The sequence below is a fragment of the Microbulbifer sp. HZ11 genome (genome assembly GCF_000708675.1).
Taxonomy (GTDB): Bacteria; Pseudomonadota; Gammaproteobacteria; order Pseudomonadales; family Cellvibrionaceae; genus Microbulbifer.
In genome coordinates this window covers 66,144-87,889 of the sequence record NZ_JELR01000002.1, presented here as the reverse complement: position 1 = coordinate 87,889, position 21,746 = coordinate 66,144, and the positions used below count along the sequence as shown (strand labels likewise).

Genomic DNA, 21,746 nt, shown 5'->3' with positions numbered 1-21,746 from the left:
AAATAACTTAGGAAAACGCTATGAAAAGGCAATTAATGAGCCTGCTTGCGCTCGGGTTGTTTTCGATCGAGGCCGCGGCAGTAGACTGTAGTGCGCGACCGGATTGGCAGAGTGCCGGTATTTATGTAGGAGACGATTCGGTTCAGCACCTGGGCAACGCCTATACCGCCAAATGGTGGACACAAAACGAAAATCCGGCGACCCACTCAGGTACTTGGGATGTGTGGGCTTACGACGGTGCCTGTGATGGCGGCTCGTCCTCATCCAGCTCTTCGTCAAGTTCCTCATCCAGCTCCTCCAGTTCTTCGTCATCGAGTTCTTCTTCCAGCTCTTCATCGAGCTCCAGCGGTGGATCCGGCGGCGGATCCTGTACCTCTATAGAGTACGTGGCGGGTACCAGCTACACCGCGGGCCAACTGGTGCAGAATGTTGGTCTGGAATTTCAGTGCAACATTGCCGGGTGGTGTTCTTCCAGTGCCGCCTGGGCCTATGAGCCCGGGGTGGGTGCGCACTGGCAGGACGCCTGGAGCCAGGTCGGTGACTGCGGTAGCTCCTCATCTTCCAGTAGTTCATCCAGTGGTGGCTCGAGCTCGTCATCCAGTTCCAGCGGTTCGTCCGGTGGCAGCTCTTCAGGGGGGAACAGTGGCCTGCTGCCGAAACATGCGCTAGTGGGTTACTGGCACAATTTTGACAACGGATCCGGTTTGTACCGTATTAGTGAGGTTTCTGATGTCTGGGACGTGATTGTGGTGGCTTTTGTTGACGACGCGGGCAATGGCAGTATCGAATTCAACCTCGATCCGGGCCTCGATAAGCAGCAGTTTATTGCCGACATTGCCGCCAAGCGTGCCGCAGGGAAAATAGTGATCGCATCCTACGGTGGTGAGAAGGGCACCGTGACCCTCAACACCGAAGAAAACGTCACCAACTTCGTCAACAGCACCGCGGCGATGATTGATGAGTATGGCTTTGATGGAATCGATATTGATCTGGAGTCCGGTGCCGGTGTCATGCATGGTGCTCCGGTGATCCAGAATATGGTCAATGCGGTCAAACAGTTGAAGCAGCGTTATCCCGGAATGTACCTGTCCATGGCGCCGGAGCATCCCTATGTTCAGGGTGGCTACGTCTCCTATACCGGAATCTGGGGGGCATACCTACCCATGATTGACCAGCTGCGCGACGACCTGGATCTACTGCATGTGCAGCTGTACAACAACGGCGGTCTCGCAACTCCCTATCGCGGCCAGGCCTATGCGGCTGGTACCGTGGATATGATGGTGGCCTCAGCGTTGATGCTGATCGAAGGATTTCCCCTGGGATATGGTGATGCGGGATTCTTTGAAGGCTTGCGTCCGGATCAGGTTGGACTTGCACTGCCATCCGGTCCCAGTGCAGCGGGCAGTGGCCATGCAACGCCAGCGGATATTAACCGCGCCCTGGATTGCCTGACCCAGCAGCTGAACTGTGACACACTCACACCGTCACAGTCATACCCGACCTTCAATGGCGTTATGACCTGGTCCATTAACTGGGATATGCACGACGGGGGTATTTTCTCCGGGCCCGTAGGTAGCCACGTGCACAACCTGCCGTGACAGACCCGAGATAAAAATGAAAAGCCCCGGAATTTCCGGGGCTTTTCATTTCAGTGGTACTGAGAGTCTGAATAGAGAGATTGCTCAGAGCGGGAATCGAATAACAACGCCGCCCATAGTGTCGCCAATCTCGAAATCGGTGCGAGGACTGTCGACATGCTCATTGTGGCAACTGACACAGGCCGGGGATACGGCGACGTCAGGGTATATGGCAGTGAAATACTCGGTGTCACCCAGGGTTTCGGTGCCGTAGAAATTCTGCCCGGGGTTCTCATTGATAAACTCCAGGCCCTGTTGTTCCAGTTCCGTGCGAGGCTTGTTCTGTTTATTGATCGCCCATTCAGATAGCAGAGCATAGTTGAAACCTGATTCCTGTTCCGCCACACGCTCGGCACCCATGCGCATCATTTGCGCGGGGAGTGGTAGTGCTTTACTGTCCTTCCAGTGCTCCTCCGCTTTAATAACCTTTTCCTCATTGGCGAGGCGATTCACTACATAGTTGGTGTAGCTGGCTCTGTCTGCCTCGATAACAGCAAAAATGGCATCCGCCATTCTTTCCGGTGCGATACCACTTTTTTCTCCACAGCCTGATAAAAGGGCGGCTGAAATAACGATGGAAATGAGACTACGCATGTTCCCCTCCTGATGGGATTACTGAGTGGTTTTAATCCGGGCTATACGCTCGCGAATCAGCTCGAAAGTCTTGTGTTCCATTGCTGGCGCGTCGGAAAAATTATTCTCAATCAATGCCTTGTCCGCCAATGCGGCCACAGCGAATTCAACACCGTGACAGCTCAGGCACACCGGCAACATTTTTTCATTTGGACGCAGGTTATGATTCTGGTTGTGATTTACCAGAATCTGCCCATCATGCTCTTCCCTTGGCATATGACAATTTGCACAGCTGACGCCACCCGACTGCTGGTCACTCCAGAGACGGAAGTGCTGTGATTCCTGGTACGCCAGGCTATGAGTGTCGTTGTGACAGCCCAGGCAGGCCTCCACCGAGGCAACACGGGTATCGAGATCATGGGGGTTATGGCAACTGGTGCAGCTCAGTTCCTTCGCCAATTCGATGGCGTGGGGGTGCATTGGCAGTTTCGCTTCCTGAACATTCATGGGGAGTGATTGTGGAAGGTCCGCAGAAAGCCGCATGCCGTGCTTGCCGCGGGTGAACTGTGCGAGCTGGCTGCTGTGGCAGTCGCCACAGCTCTCCACGACGACTGCCGTCTCCATCCCTGTCCCTCCGTTTTGGTGACAGGCACTGCAGTTGGTCCCGGAATGCGCGTGGGCTGAATTGCCCCAGGCCTGGGTGGCAGACGCAAGCGATACACCCTGCTGTGAATTGGCAACATCCACAGGGAAGTCGGCATCGGTTGCGCTGAGCGCGAGGCCGTCGGCGTCTTCAGCCTGCCATTTGAGTACAAGTGACCTCATCGGCAGCTGGCCTCCGGGAATCAATGCCGGGCTGTCAATGCGCGAAGCAAGGAATTCCTCGTACAGGTAACGGTTATCGTGATAATTATGGCAACCAGCGCTGGCACAGGTTTCAAAACCCAGACCGGAATGGTTGGGTCGGTTTTCGGCGATATCACTATGGCAGTGGAAACAAAAATCTCCCGCAAGAGACACGCCCATCTCATGGGTGATTTCAGGTTTGTGCTCGGTGTGACAGGAAATACACTGGCGTGCATCCAGGTGTGCCAGTAGGCCGGCGTTGCGCGGATCCAGAAACTTACTGCGGGGATGGCTATCGTTTGCCTGGATCAGCTCTTCCTGGTGACAACCCAAGCAGGCGTTCTGAATAAATTTCTGTCCAGCAAAACCATCACCGTGACAGGTAGAACAGGCCATTTCGATCTGATGGTGCCCATGGGTGACCTCGCCACTGAGAAAAAACGATTTGTCGTCAGCCTGGAGGTTGTAGGTGATCAACACTGCCGCAGCGAGAGTGACCATCAAGCCGTAGTGCCAGAATTTGAATTTATAATTTTTCATCTAGAAGTAATACACGGCGAAAATATGATAGAAAAGCAAAACCGGCAGGGTCCAGAGCAACGCGTAATGGACTCTTGACCACCACTTGCGGTGTTCGCGCAGTTTCAGGTCCGTCCAATGGTGATTGCGGGCCATGAATACGCCTACCAGGGAGCCGGTACAGGTGGCGGCAAGAAATACCAGCATCAACACCAGATTCAGATTTTCTCCCAGGCGAAACCCGGTATGTACCAATAGAACAAGCAGTGCTGCGAAACCGATAACACTGTGGAGATAGCGCCAGTGGTCGAGGTGCCCCAGGTTGATGCTCTGCAGGCGTTTGCGCATCGAAAGGCTCGCCGTCAACAGGCAAAGTGTCAGCAAGGTATAGCCACTGACCTGTTTCCAGAAACTGTCATACCAGATTTTTTTCAGATACCAGCTGACCTGCACACTGTCGGAAATGGGTGGGGGAGGAGCGATTACCGCAATGGCTATCAGAATGAGGGAAAGTATCGAGATAATCAGAATACCGCGTGCGTGGCGCATCACCAGGTTTGGTGCCGGAATATCCAACAGTTCGGCCATCAGCGGACGGCAACTGCCACAGGCCGAGCCAGCATTGGTCTCCAGCTCCAAGTCCTGCAGGGTGCGCTTGCCACGGGCGATTACGCCGCAGAGCTCCCCTTTACTTACACCATTACACTGACAGACCAGATAGTTGTCAGGCTGTTGCTTGATGGTCTGCACGGCAGCTTTCTGCCAGAGATTGCCATGCTCGCGGAAATTTGCCAGTTGTCGCTCGCTGACACTGGCACCATCTTCGATGGCCTGCTTCAGTAAGTGTGACTCATCCCAGCTCCCCACCATGACCGCGCCTATAAGCCGGCCATTGCGCACATACAGCTCCCGGTAATGACCCTTGAAGCGGTTTTCAAAGGTGTCTACCTGGACCTCCTGCAGATTGTCTGGTTCGGTTTCCCCGATCACGAGGCACGGAATATGGGAAATCTTCAGTTGGATATCGTTGCGGCTGCCGTGATACGACGGCGCATTCCTGGCTTGTTCTGTGGTTGCGCAGATATGTCTGCTGCAAATTTCAGCCTGCTCAAACCCAGGGCGTACCAACTGATAAAGCTGCTCGTCATACTCAGCGCATTCCCCCACCGCATAAATGTCCGGGTCACTGGTTTGCATATAGGGAGAAACCAGGATGCCGCGCTTAGTGTCGAGTCCCGATCGGGTAGCAAGGGTAGTTTCCGGGTTGATCCCAGTGCAGAGAACCACACAGTCGGTGCTTAGGCTGCTGCCATCTGACAGGTTAATCTGTTCCACAGCGTGGCTGCCAGAACAGCCGACCAGTCCGACGCCTTCGATTACTTCAACCTGCAGTGCACAAAGAGCGGCGCTCAAGTAGCTATTGGCAGTGCTGGAGAGGCGATTTCCCAACAGCCCTCTCCGCGCCAGCAGTACCACACGATTATTACTGGTTTTGAGCGCAGCGGCGGCCTCCAGTCCGAGGGCTCCGGCACCAACAACAACGAAGGTTTGCACCGTTTCTCGTAACTTGATCAGGTCACGTGCATCTTGAAGGTTGCGGAACCCGACGACATTTTTCAGCCCAATGCCTGGAAGTTCCGGCAAGATCGGTGTTGACCCGGTTGCCAGTATGAGCTTGCTGTAGGGTTGGTGCTGTCCGTCTCGATCTATCAGAAGCTTTCGTGTTCTGTCGATTTCGACAATATTGCGACCGTAAAACTCTGCGAGACGTGGATGGGGTTCACGAGAGACGGGGTTGTCCAGCTCGGACGACTCCAGGTTGTCCGCCAGATACTGAGACAGGCGCACACGATTATATGGCTGAGTGTCTTCGCCCCCGATCAGTACGACCTGAGCATCGCTACTGTATTCGAGCAAACGCTGCGCGCAACGAACACCGACCGGCCCCGCTCCGACAACGACAAAAGTCTGGTAGCCCTGCGTTTCAGAAAACGGCTTACCTACCTCGAGCGGATGTTGCTCGTGATCAAGTTCTGGAAGGTTATTAGTCACGGTTCGCCTCCCGAGTAGTTCTTCGCTTCACTCAGTGAAGCCATACCTCGAGCCATGTCTTTACCCGTTGTTATTGTTTTAGTTGTGCTGGGTTGATCGTCCCTGATCTACCCTAAAGGAGTGAGCATACTCCTGAAAAGCTACTGCCAGACTACTGGTAATCGGCCTGTCAGTTTGGGTTGTATAAGGTGTAAAGTTCTTTTTCCTCTAGCGATACCCGGCGGGTGAGTGCTTCACCAATCTTCTCGTACTCCCCTTTAAACCGAACCAGGTCTTCACGAGTGAGATTATCCCGCGAATAACGTTTGCAGAACTGGACTACCGCATTCGCGATATCGTTCATATCGGTGCGGAAGTCCTTGACGATCTGGAGCGTGTGACGATCCTCGGCAAGGGATTGTTCAAGGTACACATAGAAGCTGACGTTTTCTTTAATCAGATGCGCCTGGAATGTCGACTTGAAGACCCCAAGTAGTTCCGAGAGTTTGCGATAGTTCTGTTGCTCGTATCCTTCCGACCATATGCGCTGATAGATGTTGATCAACTCGTGGTGGTCGTTTTTCAGGGCCAGAATAAGTGAGGGATCGTACTTGATCGTGCGCCGACTATTACTGCTACTATCCTGCTCTTTGTCGGTATCGCGGGACTTGTTGGAAAAGAGTCGGAACATGGAGGCCTGTCTCACTACTGGAATTGGTGGTTTTGAGAATAAAGTTCGGCTCAAAGGCTGTTCTTCGGGAACTTTTTACCATAGGCGCTTTTTTTAACTTATTTCTTGAACAGATGTGCCTCTTAGTTGTTCTGACTGTGAGGCTCGTCACAAAAAAATTAAAGCCGATAACGGGGTGCAATCGGTACTGAGGTACAGACGCGCGAATTTAAAAATCGGCAGCTTTCATTTTTGTACTTGTTTTGTATTTGCCGGACATCCCCGCACCGTTACCGGCGCAGGGATTTTTAGCGTGGGCTAAGCGATTACTTACGGCGCCCGCGCAGTCTATCAGCCGGCTCCCGCTCCGGCGCAGTACCTGCAACCAAAGTCTGTAGGTAGTTGTAGGCATTGTCTCCGAATACACCGCAGATGCGACGTCCTTCATCGACAGCGGCCTGGAAGTGTACGCCTGCCCATACCCGGCTCTGACCACAGTTCTCTTCCAGGGACGTCCAGGTAGGGAATTTCAGGGTCATATCATTGGCGGGGGTGACCCCAGGCTCGATACGGGAAGACCCTGCGGTGTAGGGGACACTCCAGTTCAGCGCGTCGCTGCCCAAGTACTGCCGCGCGGACTGCGCATGGGCGGTGCAAAAGCATGTAGACGCAGAGGGGTACTCGGGATGGTCGGCCTCTTCCAGGTAAGACTTCCAGGTGTTCGCAGGAATGCTCTGAGTGCCTTGCCCCGGACCACCCCAGGCGGTGACTGGCTGCTTGCCGTAAATATATTGAATGGCGCTGAACGGACGCACGGCATCGTAGCGGCGCTTCTCCTGCCACACAAAAATGCCTGCGTCATGGGCGGCCATGTTGGTCAGGAAGTCGAAATGGATAAACTCCATTAAGCTGAGTCCCTGTGACAGTGCGGCAAACCCTGCGGAGAACCCCAGAGATTCGATTTTGTTATCGAACAGTTCTGCCATCAGCTTTTGTTCATCAGTGAGGTTGGCTGATGCGGCGAGAACCTCGTCCGCTTGCTGTTTGTAGGCGGCAAAGTTCCAGTGGAAGCTCGCGAACGGCGGAAGGGCGCGGTATTTGCGCGGCGACTTGTATGAGTAAGGTTCGGTCAATGCATATTGTGGGGTGACAAACTGCTGGATTTTATACAGGCCCATCCCCTTACGCTGAATATCCGGCTGCCAGCGGGACGGGTTGAAGAGGGTATAGGCGGTATTGATCGGCTGGTAGCCTGTGTAATCCATATAGGGCATTGGGTTGGCTGCGCGCAGGGGGCCCGATCGGGTTTCATCGCCCACCTGGTTCATGCCATCCCGCAGTCGCCCCTTGGCAACGGCCGCACCGGCGGCATTGCCAATGCCGATAGGGCTAGTGAGGTCTGTGCTGTTATCGTCCGGGTCCAATCCCTGTGCTTCCAGCATGGCGCGCCAGGTCGCGTGTTGCAGCGGCAGCAAGGTGTTCAGAACCCGATAACTGGCGAACAGCAGTGCGATATTGATGTTGCGGTTGTTTGCCGATTCGTTCGCCGGGCGCCGCCCGAGTCGTGAGTAAACACCCACTGCAGTGGGATGGTAGGGGGCGCTGGCATCAAACCAGGCGTTGGTTATCTGGGTGGTGATCCGCAGCACCAGGGTGGCGTCGCCGCCGGTGGCGGAGACGTACTCAAATGTGACCGGAGCGACGTATGGAATAACCGCTTCAATTGCGGCGTTGCCATTATCGAGATCCACTGGCGGTGGCGTAGTGGGTTGGGCCTGGGTATTTAAAGCGCAAAAAGCCAGTGCGGTGCCGCAAAGCACTGCACGGAGTAACATCCCTATTTTCATGTATGTATTCCTGGGTTGGTGTTCGAAATACCGTGCTATGTGCCGGTGCCCCGGGTTATACAATAAATAGGTGAACGCTTGGTCACAGACTCGAGGTGTGAAACGCCATTATTTTTTTTATGCGGGCTAATCAGGAAAAAAACCTGAAGTGAGGACATAAAAAAACCCGGCGTTTGCCGGGTTTTCTGTTCTGGAGTAGCCGCTTAGCGGTTGTCCAGGGATACGTAGTCGCGTGCGGTGTAGCCGGTGTACAGCTGACGCGGACGGCCAATCTTGTAAGGATTGGAGATCATTTCGTTCCAGTGGGCGATCCAGCCGGCGGTACGGCCGGTGGCGAAGATCACAGTGAACATGTCGGTAGGAATACCGATGGCCTTCATGATGATGCCGGAGTAGAAGTCTACGTTCGGGTAGAGCTTCTTCTCGACGAAGTACTCGTCTTCCAGGGCGATCTTTTCCAGCTTCTTGGCGATGCGCAGCAGCGGGTCGTTTTCGGCACCCATAGCACCCAGAACTTCGTCGCAAATGCCCTGCATTACGCGGGAGCGCGGGTCGAAGTTTTTGTAAACGCGGTGACCGAAGCCCATCAGACGGAACGGATCGTTCTTGTCTTTGGCCTTGGCAACGTACTCGTCGATACGGCTCTCGTCGCCGATCTCTTCCAGCATGTTCAGAACCGCTTCGTTGGCGCCGCCGTGTGCCGGGCCCCACAGGGTGGCAATACCGGAGGAGATACAGGCGAAGGGGTTGGCACCGGAGGAGCCGGCCAGGCGCACGGTAGAAGTAGACGCGTTCTGCTCGTGGTCTGCGTGCAGCAGGAAGATCACGTCCATGGCCTTGGCCACAACCGGATCGATCTTGCTCGGCTCGCAGGGGTTGCCGAACATCATGTGCAGGAAGTTCTCGGAGTAGCTCAGGCTATTGTCCGGATACATGAACGGCTGGCCTTTGCTGTGCTTGTAGCACATGGCGGCCAGGGTTGGCATCTTGGCGATCAGGCGGTCCGCGGAGATCTTGCGGTGCTCCGGATCAGTGATGTCCAGGGAGTCGTGATAGAAAGAGGCGAGGGCGCCAACCACGCCACACATCATGGCCATGGGGTGGGCGTCGTAACGGAAGCCCTTGAAGAAGTTGACCAGAGACTCGTGCACCATGGTGTGGTTCATGATGCTGTTTACGTATTCTTTCTTCTGCTCGGCGTTCGGCAGTTCGCCATTCATCAGCAGGTAGCAGGTTTCCAGGTAGTCGGATTTTTCTGCCAGCTGTTCGATGGGGTAGCCGCGGTGCAGCAGTACGCCTTTGGCGCCATCGATGTAGGTGATCTTGGATTCGCAGGAGGCGGTGGACATGAAGCCCGGGTCGTAGGTGAACAGGCCTTTGCTGGCCAGGCTGCTGACGTCTACAACGTCGGGACCGGCAGTGCCTGAGTAGACCGGCAGGTCGTAAGGTGCGTCGATACCGTCGACCGTGAGTTGAGCTTTCTTGTCGGACATTGTGGACTCCTAAAAACTATTCTTTCGCCAGCTTTTTATTTCCACACAAATCACTAAATGAATTCGGTGATTCTACGGCCCGGGGAGGGGCGCAATCCGCGTGCATCTGTGATCACCTTTTTATGGCAAGGTGTATCCAGATGTTTTCAGTACGCAAGCAAAACCCGGAAAGTGCCGGATTCTGCGGGCTCGGAGGGCCTTCGTTGGCGGCATCCGGACGCGGATATGGGGCTAGCGGGCTTTTGAGCGCGGCCAAACTTAAGTGCCGCGCCCCAAATTGTCAAACCAAATCGAATTGGTTGACCAATTCTGTGCCCGCAGGATCTTCCGCTCAGGGCATAGGTGGCAGGGATTTTGCCTGCTTGGGGAGGGATTCTGGCGTGTAAATTTGGGCGCGCTGGGAGCCGGGGCGGTATCGTGTCTCATACCATGGTCTGGTGTGTGTCGTGAATTGCAACTGGTACAAAGCCGTCACTGGCGACTTTCGGTTCGTTGTGTTTTGAATTTTGAATGCCTATAATCCGCGCGGCTTGCGCCTTGGTAAGGCCACTTTGTACAAGACCTCGTCAGGTTGCGTGGATAGTGAACAGCAAGCTCGCCCGGTAAACAGAAAACTAACGGGCGCCCCGTCTTTCAGGGCAACAAGGTGTTTTTCCTGTGAACAAAAACAGACCTGTCAATTTAGACATTTCTACTATCAAGCTCCCTGCACCAGCGTTGGTTTCAATTCTGCACCGTATTTCCGGTGTGGTGCTTTTCGCTGTAGTTGCACTTCTATTGTGCATGCTGGACTCCAGTCTGGAATCCGAGCAGGGTTTTAATAAAGTAGCTGAGTTTTTTACCAGCGTTCCGGCCAAGCTCGTGCTGTGGGCTTCACTGGCCGCACTGATCTATCACCTGATCGCCGGTGTGCGTCACCTGATCATGGATCTGGGTGTGGGTGAGAGCCTGGAAGGTGGTCGTCGCGGCGCGGTCATCGTCTTGGTGCTTTCTATTGTGCTCATCCTGCTAGCGGGGGTTCTGGTATGGTAAAGGCTGTTACTGGCTTTGGCCGCAGTGGTCTGTACGACTGGTTTATTCAGCGCATCAGTGCCGTAGTGCTGGTGGCTTATACCTTCTTTATAGTGGGTTTCATTTTTCTCTCCAAAGATTTTGGCTACGCCAGCTGGTCCGCGCTGTTTGAACAGCGCTGGGTACGCGTTTTCAGTCTGGTTGCCCTGATTTCCACCCTTGCTCATGCCTGGATCGGCCTCTGGTCCGTGGTTACCGATTACCTCACAAACCGGATGATGGGCGGCAAAGCCACTGTTTTGCGCATCCTGGTTGAAGTGCTGTTGGGCGCGGTCGCCGTGTTCTACGCGGTGTGGGGCTTTGAAATTCTGTGGGGTGTGTAAACCATGTCGAATATGCGAACAATAACCTTTGACGGTATCGTGATCGGTGGCGGCGGCGCAGGTATGCGCGCGGCGCTGCAGATGGCCCAGTCCGGCTTCAAGACCGCGGTAATCACCAAGGTATTCCCGACCCGTTCTCACACGGTGTCTGCCCAGGGTGGTATCACTTGTGCGATTGCCAGTGATGACCCCAATGACGATTGGCGCTGGCATATGTACGACACCGTCAAGGGTTCCGACTATATCGGTGACCAGGACGCGATCGAGTATATGTGCTCCGTCGGCCCCGAAGCCGTGTTCGAGCTCGAGCACATGGGCCTGCCGTTCTCCCGTACTAAAGAAGGGCGTATCTATCAGCGTCCGTTCGGCGGTCAGTCCAAGGACTATGGACGCGGCGGCCAGGCTGCGCGTACCTGTGCGGCGGCGGACCGTACCGGCCATGCCCTGCTGCACACGCTTTATCAGAACAATGTCAAGCACAACACCGTATTCCTGAACGAATGGTTCGCGGTGGATCTGGTGAAGAACCAGGACGGTGCGGTGGTTGGTGTTATCGCCATCTGTATCGAAGACGGCGAAGTGGTATTCATCAAGTCCAAGGCGACCGTATTCGCCACCGGTGGTGCGGGTCGTATTTTCGCCTCTACCACCAATGCGCACATCAATACTGGTGACGGTGTTGGTATGGCGCTGCGCGCTGGTATGCCGGTGCAGGACATCGAGATGTGGCAGTTCCACCCCACCGGTATCGCCGGTGCAGGTGTACTGGTCACGGAAGGTTGTCGCGGTGAAGGCGGTTACCTGATCAACAAGGATGGCGAGCGCTTTATGGAGCGTTACGCACCGAATGCCAAAGACCTGGCATCCCGCGACGTTGTTGCCCGCTCCATGGTTCTGGAAATCCTGGATGGCCGCGGTGCCGGACCCAATGGCGACCACGTATTCCTGAAGCTGGATCACCTGGGTGAAGAACTGCTGCACAGCCGCCTGCCTGGTATCTGTGAGCTGGCCAAGACCTTCGCTCACACCGATCCGGTAAAAGAGCCGATTCCGGTTGTGCCGACCTGTCACTACATGATGGGTGGTATTCCCACCAATGTGCACGGTCAGGCCCTGACCCAGGACGCTTCCGGTAACGACCAGGTGATCGACGGCTTCTACGCCTGTGGTGAAGTTGCCTGTGTATCCGTGCACGGCGCCAATCGTCTGGGGGGCAACTCCCTGCTGGACCTGGTGGTCTTCGGCCGCGCTTCTGGCCTGTTCATCGAGAAAGCCCTGCGGGAAGGTATCGAAAACCGCGAAGCGTCCGAGTCCGATATCGAAGCGGCCATGGATCGTCTGAACCGCCTCGAGACCACTAACGACGGTGAGAAAGCGGCCGACCTGCGCACCGAGCTGCAGGGCGTGATGCAGAACCACTTCGGTGTATTCCGTCGCGGCGACTACATGGCCGAAGGCGTGAAGAAACTGGAAAGCCTGCGCGAGCGTATCGCGAATGTGCGTCTGGATGACAAGTCCAGAGCGTTCAACACCGCGCGTATCGAAGCGCTGGAATTGCAGAACCTGCTGGAAGTGGCCGAAGCCACTGCCATCGCAGCAGAGGTACGCACCGAGAGTCGCGGCGCTCACGCCCGCGAAGATTTCCAGGAGCGCGACGACGAAAACTGGCTGTGTCACTCCATGTTCTTCCCGGCGGAAAAGCGTGTGGGTAAGCGCGCGGTCAACTTTGCGCCCAACACCGTAGACGCTTTCGAGCCGAAAGCGCGTACCTACTAATTCGGGAGCGGAAAGAATATGTTGAAAGTAAGCATTTACCGTTACAACCCGGAGACTGATTCTGCACCCTATATGCAGGACTACGAGCTTGACACCCAGGGTAAAGACCTGATGGTGCTGGACGTACTGGAACTGCTGAAAGCCGAGGACCCGACCCTGGCTTTCCGTCGCTCCTGTCGCGAAGGTGTTTGTGGCTCCGACGGCATGAATATTTCCGGTAAGAACGGTCTTGCCTGTATCATGCCGATCTCTGAAGCAGCGCCGAAAGGCAAGCTGGTACTGCGTCCGCTGCCCGGACTGCCGGTCATTCGCGACCTGGTGGTAGATATGGAGCAGTTTTACACCCAGTACAAGAAGATTGAACCTTATCTGCAGAACAGCTCGCCGGCTCCGGCCATCGAGCGCCTGCAGTCCCCGGAAGACCGTGCAAAACTGGATGGCCTGTACGAGTGTATTCTCTGCGCCTGTTGTTCCACGTCTTGTCCTTCTTTCTGGTGGAACCCGGACAAGTTCATCGGCCCGGCGGGCCTGTTGCAGGCTTACCGCTTCCTGGCGGACAGCCGCGATGACGCCACCGACGAGCGTCTCGGCAACCTGGATGACCCGTTTAGCGTATTCCGTTGCCACGGTATTCAGAACTGCGTCAACGTTTGCCCCAAAGGTTTGAATCCTACCCGGGCGATCGGACATATCCGCAACATGCTGATAACCCGCGCCGTGTAGGGAATTTCCCTCTTGGGGAACGCGGGTTTCCCACCAAAAATAATCACAATTAGGCCGACAGCAGCGCAGGTGTCAGGTCTATACGAAAAAGGGGAGGTGTCTTTTCAGCACCTCCCCTTTTGTGAGTGAAAAGACAGGAAAGAGCGGCGCAAAATTCAAGGGTGCGCGCCGTCAATTGAGGTAGGCATTAATGCACGAAAGCTCTATGGAGGCGCTCTGGCGGACTTCGCATATCTCTGGTGGCAACGCCGGATACGTGGAAGATCTGTACGAGACCTATCTGCACGACCCCAGTGGTGTACCGGAAGAATGGCGCAGCTACTTTGACAGTCTGCCGCGGGTAAATGGCGGTGATGTCTCACATGCCGCGATTCGTCAGCATTTTGAGCTGCTGGCGAAAAACCGTACCCGCCCACTCGCCGCTCCCGGCGCCGGCTCGGTCAATATTGAACACGAGCGCAAGCAGATTAAAGTTCTGCAACTGATCAATTCCTACCGTCACCGCGGCCACAAAAAGGCCACCCTTGACCCGCTGGGCATCATGGCCCGCGAGCAGGTGCCGGATCTGCAACTGAATTATCACGGCCTCACCGAAGGTGACTTCGATACCACCTTCCAGACCGGAGATCTGTTCTTCGGCAACGGCGAAGCCACGTTGCGCGAAATCGTTGAGGGCCTGGAAAACACCTACTGCCGTAATCTCGGTGCCGAGATCATGCACCTGTCGAATCTCGACGAGCAGCAGTGGTTCCAGCAGCGCCTTGAGCGCAGCCAGTCCAAGCCGACCTTCGGCAATGATATTCGCGTCGAAATTCTGCAGCGCCTGTCAGCGGCAGAAGGTCTCGAGCGCCACCTGGACTCCAAATACCCCGGTACCAAACGTTTCGGCGTGGAAGGTGGCGAGAGCCTGATTCCGCTGATGGATGCGCTGATCCGTCGCTCAGGTACCTATGCGGTCAAGGAAATTGTCATCGGCATGGCCCACCGCGGTCGTCTGAACACACTGGTCAATATTCTGGGTAAGAACCCGGCAGACCTGTTTGAAGAGTTCGAGGGCAAGAAGACCCTGGATACTTCCGGTGATGTTAAATACCACCAGGGTTTCTCTTCCAATGTGATGACCCCCGGTGGCGAAGTGCATCTGGCACTGGCATTCAACCCCTCGCACCTGGAAATCTGTGCGCCGGTGGTCGAAGGCTCCGTACGTGCCCGTCAGGACCGTCGTGGCGACAGTACCGGCGAGAAGGTGATGCCGATCAATATTCACGGTGATGCGGCCTTTGCTGGTCAGGGTGTTGTGCAGGAAACCCTGCAGATGTCCCAGACCCGCGGATACTACACCGGCGGTACCATTCACCTGGTATTGAACAACCAGGTGGGCTTCACCACCAGCAAGCGCGAAGACGCCCGCTCTACCGAGTATTGTACCGACGTGGCGAAGATGATCGACGCCCCGGTACTGCACGTTAATGGCGACGATCCGGAAGCGGTAGTGCTGGCCGGTCTGCTGGCGGTGGATTACCGCTACGAATTCAAGAAAGACATCGTCATCGACCTGGTGTGCTACCGCCGTCGCGGCCACAACGAGACCGACGACCCGTCTGGCACTCAGCCACTGATGTACCAGACCATCCGCAAGCACAAGACCACCCGTACCCTGTACGCGGAAAAGCTGATTGCCGAGGGTGTACTGGACAAGGCGGCGGCGGACAAACTGGCCAACGATTACCGGGACAAACTGGACCGCGGTGAAGATGTGGCCACCGGCCTGGTGAAAGAGCCGGACTCTTCCATGTTTGTGGACTGGCGCCCGTATCTAAATCACGAGTGGACCGCCGAGGGCGACACCAGCTTCCCGATGAAGAAGCTGAAAGACGTGGCCACCCGCATGACCACCGTGCCCGATGGCATTGTCATGCAGCGCCAGGTTGCCAAAATTTACGATGACCGCCGCAAGATGGCCGGTGGTGGCCTGCCGCTGAACTGGGGTATGGCAGAAACCCTGGCTTACGGCACGTTGTTGGAAGAGGGCTATATGGTCCGCTTCACCGGTGAGGACGTGGGGCGCGGAACCTTCTCCCACCGCCACGCGGTTATCCACAGCCAGAAAGATGGTCAGAGTTATGTGCCTTTGCAGCACATGTACGAAGGTCAGCCGCGCTTCGATATGTACGACTCACTGCTGTCCGAAGAAGCGGTGCTGGCGTTCGAATACGGCTATGCCACCACCACGCCTAAATCCCTGGTGGTCTGGGAAGCGCAGTTCGGTGACTTCGCCAATGGTGCCCAGGTGGTGATTGACCAGTTCATCACTTCCGGTGAACACAAGTGGGGTCGTATGTGCGGCCTGGTGATGCTGTTGCCGCACGGTTATGAGGGCCAGGGACCGGAGCACTCCTCCGCCCGTCTCGAGCGCTTTATGCAGCTGTGTGCCGAGCACAATATCCAGGTGTGTAACGCCACTACCCCGGCTCAGATCTTCCACCTGCTGCGCCGTCAGGCCATTCGCCCGATGCGTCGTCCGCTGGTCATCATGAGTCCCAAGTGGATTCTGCGGCACAAGCTGGCCACTTCCAGCCTGGACGAGCTGGCCAATGGCAAGTTCCACAATGTTATCCAGGATGACGCTGTGGATCCCGCCAAGGTGAAGCGCTTGGTGATCTGCTCCGGTAAGGTCTACTACCATCTGCTGGAAGCGCGCATGGAGCGCGAGCAGGAGGATGTTGCTCTGGTTCGACTTGAGCAGCTGTACCCCTTCCCGGACGATGAGTTCCTGTCTGCGGTTTCCGCATTCAAGAACATCAAGAGTGTCGCCTGGTGTCAGGAGGAGCCCATGAATCAGGGCGCCTGGTACTCCAGCCAGCACCACCTGCGTCGCTTGCTGAAAGAAGCACATCCCAAGCTGGAACTGGAATATGTCGGCCGCGCAGCCTCCGCTGCACCGGCGGCGGGCTATATGTCCACCCATCTGGAAGAACAGAATAAGTTCATCAACGAGGCGCTGACTGTCGAATAAGGCAGCAGTACAACGAAGAGCAGGGCGTTGGTCAATCTGGCGCCCAAGACAATCTCAGGAAACAGGAACAATGACCATCGAGATTAAAGCGCCAACATTCCCGGAATCTGTACAGGACGGCACCGTTGCTACCTGGCACAAACAACCGGGTGAAGCTGTGTCCCGCGATGAACTGATCGTGGATATCGAAACTGACAAAGTTGTGCTGGAAGTAGTTGCACCGGCTGACGGCGCCATTAGCGAAATTATCAAGGGCGAGGGCGATACCGTTCTGTCCAATGAAGTTATCGCCAAATTTGAGGAAGGTGCCGGCGGCAGCGCTGGTGATTCCTCTGAAGCCGCACCGGCTCCAGCCGAAGCACCGGCCGCGGAAGCCCCGGCTGCCAGCGGCGAAAAAATTGCCATGCCGTCTGCCAAGAAAATGGCGGCGGAAAAAGGCGTAGACCTGGCCGGTGTTGAAGGCACTGGTAAAGGTGGTCGCGTTCTGAAAGAAGACGTGATGAAAGCCGGCTCCGCCCCTGCGGCGAGCGCACCGGCGGCTGCCGCCCAGGTTGAAGTTGCTGCGGGTGAGCGCGTTGAGAAGCGTGTACCCATGACCCGTATGCGCAAGCGCATCGCCGAGCGTCTGCTCGACGCGTCCCAGTCCACCGCCATGCTCACTACCTTCAACGAAGTGAACATGAAGCCGATCATGGATCTGCGCAAGAACTACAAAGACCTGTTCGAGAAAACCCACAACGGTACTCGCCTGGGCTTTATGGGCTTCTTCGTAAAAGCGGCCGTAGAAGCACTGAAGCGCTACTCAGCGGTGAACGCGTCCATCGATGGTGACGATATTGTTTACCACGGCTACCAGGATATCGGTGTTGCGGTTTCCTCCCCGAAAGGTCTGGTGGTCCCGATTCTGCGTAACGCGGAAAACATGGGGCTGGCGGATATGGAAAACAATATCCGTGATCTGGGCGTTCGTGCCCGCGATGGCAAACTGTCCATCGAAGAGATGACTGGTGGTACCTTCACCATCACTAACGGTGGTGTGTTCGGCTCCCTGCTGTCCACCCCGATCCTGAATCCACCGCAGACAGCGATCCTGGGTATGCACAAAATCCAGGAGCGCCCGATGGCGGTCGACGGCAAGGTAGAAATCCTGCCGATGATGTACCTGGCGCTGTCTTACGATCACCGCCTGATCGACGGCAAGGAAGCGGTTGGCTTCCTGGTTGCGATCAAGGAAATGATCGAAGATCCTGCGCGCATCCTGCTGGAAGTGTAAGCAGAGTATTTTGGAGATGGGGTGGCAGTCGTTGCTGCTGCCCTAAACAATGAGTCAGCCATTCGCGCTGGCATCAACGGCATCAAGACCGTCTCAGGGAATACCGGGAGCTCCCCGGTTATGCGGGTAAATACTCGCATACGTTGAATCCACTCAAATTTGGAACAGACCATGTCAGAAAAATTTGACGTAATCGTAATCGGCTCCGGCCCCGGTGGTTATGTCGCTGCTATTCGCGCAGCGCAGCTGGGTCTGAAAACTGCCTGTGTTGAAAAATGGGTAAGTGAAGAAGGCAAGACCGTAAATGGCGGTACCTGTCTGAACGTGGGCTGTATTCCTTCCAAGGCGCTGCTGGACAGCTCCTGGAAATACCATGAAGCCAAAGACTCTCTCGACGTGCACGGCATCGATACCGGCAAGGTAAAGATCGACGTCAAGAAAATGATCGAGCGCAAAGAAGGCGTCGTAAAGCAGATGTCTGGCGGCATCTCCGGCCTGTTTATGGCCAACAAGGTTACCTCGATCCAGGGCACCGGCAAGCTGCTGGCTGGCAAGAAAGTGGAAGTAACCGATAAAGACGGCAAGACCACCACCTACGAAGCGGAGAATGTCATTCTCGCTTCCGGTTCCGTACCGGTAAATATTCCGCCGGCACCGGTGGACAATAAAGTGATTGTTGACTCCACCGGCGCACTGGAATTCACCGAAGTGCCCAAGCGCCTCGGTGTGATCGGTGCTGGTGTTATCGGCCTGGAATTGGGCTCCGTGTGGAATCGCCTGGGATCCGACGTGGTGGTACTGGAAGCGCTGGACAGCTTCCTCGCGATCATGGACCAGCAGATCGCCAAAGAGTCTCAGAAAATCTTCAAGAAGCAGGGTCTCGATATCCGTCTTTCCTGCCGCGTAACCGGCAGTGAAGTGAAAGGCAAAGAAGTCGTTGTCACTTATCAGGACAAAGACGGCAAAGAGCAGACCGAAACCTTCGACAAGCTGATCGTGTGTGTGGGCCGTCGTCCGTACACTGAAGGTCTGCTGTCTGAAGATGCCGGTGTAAAGCTGGACGAGCGCGGTTTCATCTACGTCAACGACCTGTGCATGACTTCTGCACCGGGCGTATGGGCGATCGGTGACGTGGTGCGCGGCCCGATGCTGGCTCACAAGGCGTCTGAAGAAGGTGTAGTGGTTGCCGAGCGCATCGCCGGCCAGAAGCCAATGATGAACTATGACGTGATCCCGAACGTGATCTACACCCACCCGGAAATCGCTGCGGTTGGCCGCACCGAAGAGCAGGTGAAGGCCGACGGCGAGCCCTACAACGTAGGTGTGTTCCCGTTCCTGGCGGTAGGCCGTGCGGTTGCGGCGAACGAATCCGGCGGTATGGTGAAGATCATCGCTCATGCCGAAACCGATCGTGTCCTGGGTGCCCATATCGTAGGCCCGAGCGCTTCCGATCTGGTGCAGCAGGTAGCGATTGCCATGGAATTCGGTTCCAGCGCGGAAGACATCGGTATGACCGTATTCGGTCACCCGACTTTCTCCGAAGCGGTCAAGGAGGCGGCACTCGCCGTCAACGGTCACGCCATTCATATGGCCAACCGTAAAAAGCGCAAGTAAGCGACCCGTTATACCGGGGCGGAAAGCAGTTTCCGCCCCGGATTCATTTCAGGGTGCTGATTTTTGTAATGAAGCAGAGTCAGAATCCTGTCTAAAGGTGCAGAGCAATCTGCAATTGGTAAACACATTTCAAATGTGAATTGGTATTGACTATGAACTTGCATGAGTATCAGGGCAAACAACTGTTTGCAGCATACGGATTGCCGGTTTCCAAAGGCATTGCAGCGGAAACCCCGGCAGCGGCAGCAGCGGCAGCAGACGAAATCGGCGGCGACAAGTGGGTTGTTAAAGCCCAGGTACACGCTGGTGGCCGCGGTAAAGCGGGCGGCGTAAAGCTGGTAGATTCCAAAGCGGAAATTGAAGAATTTGCGAAGAAGTGGCTGGGTAACAACCTGGTAACGTATCAGACAGACGAAAACGGCCAGCCGGTTTCCCGCATCCTTGTGGAAAGCTGCACCGACATCGAACAGGAACTGTACCTGGGTGCGGTGGTAGACCGCTCTACCCGTCGTATCGTTTTCATGGCCTCCACCGAAGGTGGTGTCGAGATCGAAAAAGTCGCGGAAGAGACTCCGGAAAAAATCCTGAAAGCCACCGTTGATCCGCTGGTAGGTGCTCAGCCTTATCAGGGCCGTGAACTGGCGTTCAAGCTGGGCCTCGAAGGCGACCAGATCAAGCAATTCACCAAGATCTTCCTGGGTCTGGCGAAAATGTTTGAAGAAAAAGATCTGGCGCTGCTGGAAATCAACCCGCTGGTCATCACTCCAGAGAAGAACCTGCACTGTCTGGACGCCAAGATCGTGATCGACAGTAACGCGCTGTACCGTCACCCGGACCTGCGTGAAATGCACGACCCGTCTCAGGAAGACGAGCGCGAAGCACACGCAGCCAAGTGGGACCTGAACTACGTAGCGCTGGATGGCAACATCGGCTGCATGGTAAACGGTGCTGGCCTGGCAATGGGTACCATGGACATCGTCAACCTGCACGGCGGCAAGCCGGCCAACTTCCTGGACGTTGGTGGCGGTGCGACCAAAGAGCGCGTTGTTGAAGCGTTTAAAATCATCCTGTCTGACGAGAACGTAAAAGCCGTTCTGATCAACATCTTCGGCGGTATCGTGCGTTGCGACATGATCGCAGAAGGCGTAATCGGCGCTGTGAAAGAAGTGGGCGTTAAGATTCCGGTAGTTGTTCGCCTCGAAGGTAACAACGCAGACCTGGGTGCCAAGGTTCTGAGCGACAGCGGCCTTAACATCATCGCTGCAACCAGCCTGACCGATGCTGCAGAGCAAGTGGTTAAAGCTGCGGGCTGACATAGTCCGGAAACTGAGTGTTTCCGCAGCTTTGTCAGCGACCGGCCATGGATGGCCGGGCCGGAATGCGGCTCCAGGGATGGATATCACTCCGTAGCGAGCAAGAATTTGAGGACTCATCAATGAGCGTTTTGATTAACAAAGACACTAAAGTAATCTGTCAGGGCTTCACCGGCTCTCAGGGTACTTTCCACTCCGAGCAGGCGATCGAGTACGGTACAAAAATGGTCGGCGGTGTAACCCCGGGCAAAGGCGGCCAGACTCACCTGGGCCTGCCAGTATTCGATACTGTGAAAGAAGCTGTAGAAGCTACCGGGGCAGAAGCCTCGGTCATCTACGTGCCGGCGCCTTTCTGTAAGGATTCCATCCTGGAAGCAGCCAACGGCGGCATCAAGCTGATCGTGTGCATCACCGAAGGCATCCCTACTATGGACATGCTGGACGCCAAGGTTAAGTGTGACGAGCTGGGCGTACGCCTGATCGGCCCGAACTGCCCGGGCGTGATCACTCCCGGTGAGTGCAAAATCGGTATTATGCCGGGTCACATCCACAAGCCGGGTAAAGTGGGCATCGTTTCCCGCTCCGGTACTCTGACTTACGAAGCCGTAAAGCAGACTACTGACCACGGCTTCGGCCAGTCCACCTGTGTGGGCATTGGCGGCGACCCCATCCCGGGCTCCAACTTCATCGACATTCTGGAACTGTTCCAGAACGATCCACAGACCGAAGCGATCGTTATGATCGGTGAGATCGGCGGTTCCGCTGAAGAAGAAGCGGCTGCTTACATCAAGGAAAACGTCACCAAGCCGGTCGTTTCCTACATCGCGGGTGTAACCGCTCCTCCCGGAAAGCGCATGGGCCACGCCGGTGCGATCATCTCCGGTGGTAAAGGTACCGCGGACGAGAAATTTGCTGCTCTGGAAGATGCCGGTGTTAAAACCGTACGCTCCCTGGCGCAAATTGGCGATGCACTGAAGGAAGTAACCGGCTGGTAAGTTTTGCCATTTGTGTTCTTTCGAAA

The 21,746-nt window shown here is 55.7% G+C and carries 16 protein-coding genes; 10 read left to right on the top strand and 6 right to left on the bottom strand.

Translation table 11 applies throughout. The features are described 5' to 3' along the window. Positions 1–20: 20 nt before the first annotated feature. Entirely contained in the window at positions 21–1,598 is a 1,578-nt protein-coding gene (locus AU11_RS08250) for a glycosyl hydrolase family 18 protein (protein WP_043318632.1), read from the top strand. 84 nt (positions 1,599–1,682) lie between these two features. Here the strand turns inward: AU11_RS08250 and AU11_RS08245 are convergent, their stop codons facing one another. From AU11_RS08245 to gltA, 6 genes are all read right to left on the bottom strand, one after another. Continuing rightward, positions 1,683–2,231 carry a DUF3365 domain-containing protein gene (locus AU11_RS08245; RefSeq protein ID WP_043318630.1) on the bottom strand — a complete coding sequence of 183 codons (549 nt, stop codon included), beginning with the start codon at positions 2,229–2,231 and terminating at the stop codon, positions 1,683–1,685. 18 nt (positions 2,232–2,249) lie between these two features. Beyond that, positions 2,250–3,596, bottom strand: a complete 1,347-nt coding sequence (locus tag AU11_RS08240) for a cytochrome c3 family protein (RefSeq protein WP_043318628.1) — start codon at positions 3,594–3,596, stop codon at positions 2,250–2,252. Beyond that, positions 3,597–5,627: an FAD-dependent oxidoreductase gene (locus AU11_RS08235; RefSeq protein WP_081848020.1), complete on the bottom strand. Its 2,031-nt coding sequence runs from the start codon at positions 5,625–5,627 to the stop codon at positions 3,597–3,599. Between the two features lie 169 nt (positions 5,628–5,796). Further along, the gene (locus AU11_RS08225) at positions 5,797–6,297 is read right to left on the bottom strand and encodes a hemerythrin domain-containing protein (protein ID WP_043318622.1); all 501 of its coding nucleotides are present in this window, start codon (positions 6,295–6,297) and stop codon (positions 5,797–5,799) included. A gap of 305 nt (positions 6,298–6,602) precedes the next feature. Next, on the bottom strand, positions 6,603–8,123 hold the full coding sequence (locus AU11_RS08220) for a vanadium-dependent haloperoxidase (protein ID WP_156035230.1): 1,521 nt from the start codon (positions 8,121–8,123) through the stop codon (positions 6,603–6,605). A 203-nt stretch (positions 8,124–8,326) separates the two neighbouring features. After that, entirely contained in the window at positions 8,327–9,616 is a 1,290-nt protein-coding gene (gene gltA, locus AU11_RS08215; protein WP_043318620.1) for a citrate synthase, read from the bottom strand. 657 nt (positions 9,617–10,273) lie between these two features. Between gltA and sdhC the strand changes: the two genes are divergently transcribed. The 9 genes from sdhC to sucD all read left to right on the top strand — a co-directional run bounded on the left by sdhC (position 10,274) and on the right by sucD (position 21,720). Next, on the top strand, positions 10,274–10,648 hold the full coding sequence (gene sdhC, locus AU11_RS08210; protein WP_043318618.1) for a succinate dehydrogenase, cytochrome b556 subunit: 375 nt from the start codon (positions 10,274–10,276) through the stop codon (positions 10,646–10,648). After that, on the top strand, positions 10,642–11,010 hold the full coding sequence (gene sdhD, locus AU11_RS08205) for a succinate dehydrogenase, hydrophobic membrane anchor protein (RefSeq protein WP_043318617.1): 369 nt from the start codon (positions 10,642–10,644) through the stop codon (positions 11,008–11,010). Before sdhC ends, sdhD begins: the two co-directional genes overlap by 7 nt. Before the next feature lie 3 nt (positions 11,011–11,013). Then, a complete protein-coding gene (gene sdhA / locus AU11_RS08200; protein ID WP_043318614.1) occupies positions 11,014–12,786 on the top strand; it encodes a succinate dehydrogenase flavoprotein subunit in 1,773 nt (590 codons plus the stop codon). A gap of 18 nt (positions 12,787–12,804) precedes the next feature. Then, the gene (locus AU11_RS08195) at positions 12,805–13,509 is read left to right on the top strand and encodes a succinate dehydrogenase iron-sulfur subunit (protein WP_043318613.1); all 705 of its coding nucleotides are present in this window, start codon (positions 12,805–12,807) and stop codon (positions 13,507–13,509) included. 190 nt (positions 13,510–13,699) lie between these two features. After that, positions 13,700–16,525, top strand: coding sequence for a 2-oxoglutarate dehydrogenase E1 component (locus AU11_RS08190; RefSeq protein WP_043318612.1), 2,826 nt, complete (start codon positions 13,700–13,702; stop codon positions 16,523–16,525). A gap of 70 nt (positions 16,526–16,595) precedes the next feature. After that, on the top strand, positions 16,596–17,798 hold the full coding sequence (gene odhB, locus AU11_RS08185) for a 2-oxoglutarate dehydrogenase complex dihydrolipoyllysine-residue succinyltransferase (protein WP_043318610.1): 1,203 nt from the start codon (positions 16,596–16,598) through the stop codon (positions 17,796–17,798). A 171-nt stretch (positions 17,799–17,969) separates the two neighbouring features. Then, positions 17,970–19,412 (top strand): dihydrolipoyl dehydrogenase, encoded by a 1,443-nt coding sequence (lpdA, locus tag AU11_RS08180; RefSeq protein ID WP_043318607.1) that lies wholly within the window; start codon positions 17,970–17,972, stop codon positions 19,410–19,412. A gap of 152 nt (positions 19,413–19,564) precedes the next feature. Further along, positions 19,565–20,725, top strand: a complete 1,161-nt coding sequence (gene sucC, locus AU11_RS08175) for an ADP-forming succinate--CoA ligase subunit beta (RefSeq protein WP_043318605.1) — start codon at positions 19,565–19,567, stop codon at positions 20,723–20,725. Between the two features lie 122 nt (positions 20,726–20,847). Beyond that, positions 20,848–21,720 (top strand): succinate--CoA ligase subunit alpha, encoded by an 873-nt coding sequence (gene sucD, locus AU11_RS08170; protein WP_043318603.1) that lies wholly within the window; start codon positions 20,848–20,850, stop codon positions 21,718–21,720. Positions 21,721–21,746 lie beyond the last annotated feature (26 nt).

Bases quoted from the DNA above. Each gene is read 5' to 3' on its own strand.
- AU11_RS08245 (WP_043318630.1), bottom strand. From the start codon at position 2,231: ATGCGTAGTCTCATTTCCATCGTTATTTCAGCCGCCCTTTTATCAGGC.
- AU11_RS08190 (WP_043318612.1), top strand. From the start codon at position 13,700: ATGCACGAAAGCTCTATGGAGGCGCTCTGGCGGACTTCGCATATCTCT.
- AU11_RS08220 (WP_156035230.1), bottom strand. From the start codon at position 8,123: ATGAAAATAGGGATGTTACTCCGTGCAGTGCTTTGCGGCACCGCACTG.
- gltA (WP_043318620.1), bottom strand. From the start codon at position 9,616: ATGTCCGACAAGAAAGCTCAACTCACGGTCGACGGTATCGACGCACCT.
- AU11_RS08240 (WP_043318628.1), bottom strand. From the start codon at position 3,596: ATGAAAAATTATAAATTCAAATTCTGGCACTACGGCTTGATGGTCACT.
- AU11_RS08195 (WP_043318613.1), top strand. From the start codon at position 12,805: ATGTTGAAAGTAAGCATTTACCGTTACAACCCGGAGACTGATTCTGCA.
- lpdA (WP_043318607.1), top strand. From the start codon at position 17,970: ATGTCAGAAAAATTTGACGTAATCGTAATCGGCTCCGGCCCCGGTGGT.
- sucC (WP_043318605.1), top strand. From the start codon at position 19,565: ATGAACTTGCATGAGTATCAGGGCAAACAACTGTTTGCAGCATACGGA.
- sdhD (WP_043318617.1), top strand. From the start codon at position 10,642: ATGGTAAAGGCTGTTACTGGCTTTGGCCGCAGTGGTCTGTACGACTGG.
- odhB (WP_043318610.1), top strand. From the start codon at position 16,596: ATGACCATCGAGATTAAAGCGCCAACATTCCCGGAATCTGTACAGGAC.
- AU11_RS08250 (WP_043318632.1), top strand. From the start codon at position 21: ATGAAAAGGCAATTAATGAGCCTGCTTGCGCTCGGGTTGTTTTCGATC.
- AU11_RS08225 (WP_043318622.1), bottom strand. From the start codon at position 6,297: ATGTTCCGACTCTTTTCCAACAAGTCCCGCGATACCGACAAAGAGCAG.
- sdhA (WP_043318614.1), top strand. From the start codon at position 11,014: ATGTCGAATATGCGAACAATAACCTTTGACGGTATCGTGATCGGTGGC.
- sucD (WP_043318603.1), top strand. From the start codon at position 20,848: ATGAGCGTTTTGATTAACAAAGACACTAAAGTAATCTGTCAGGGCTTC.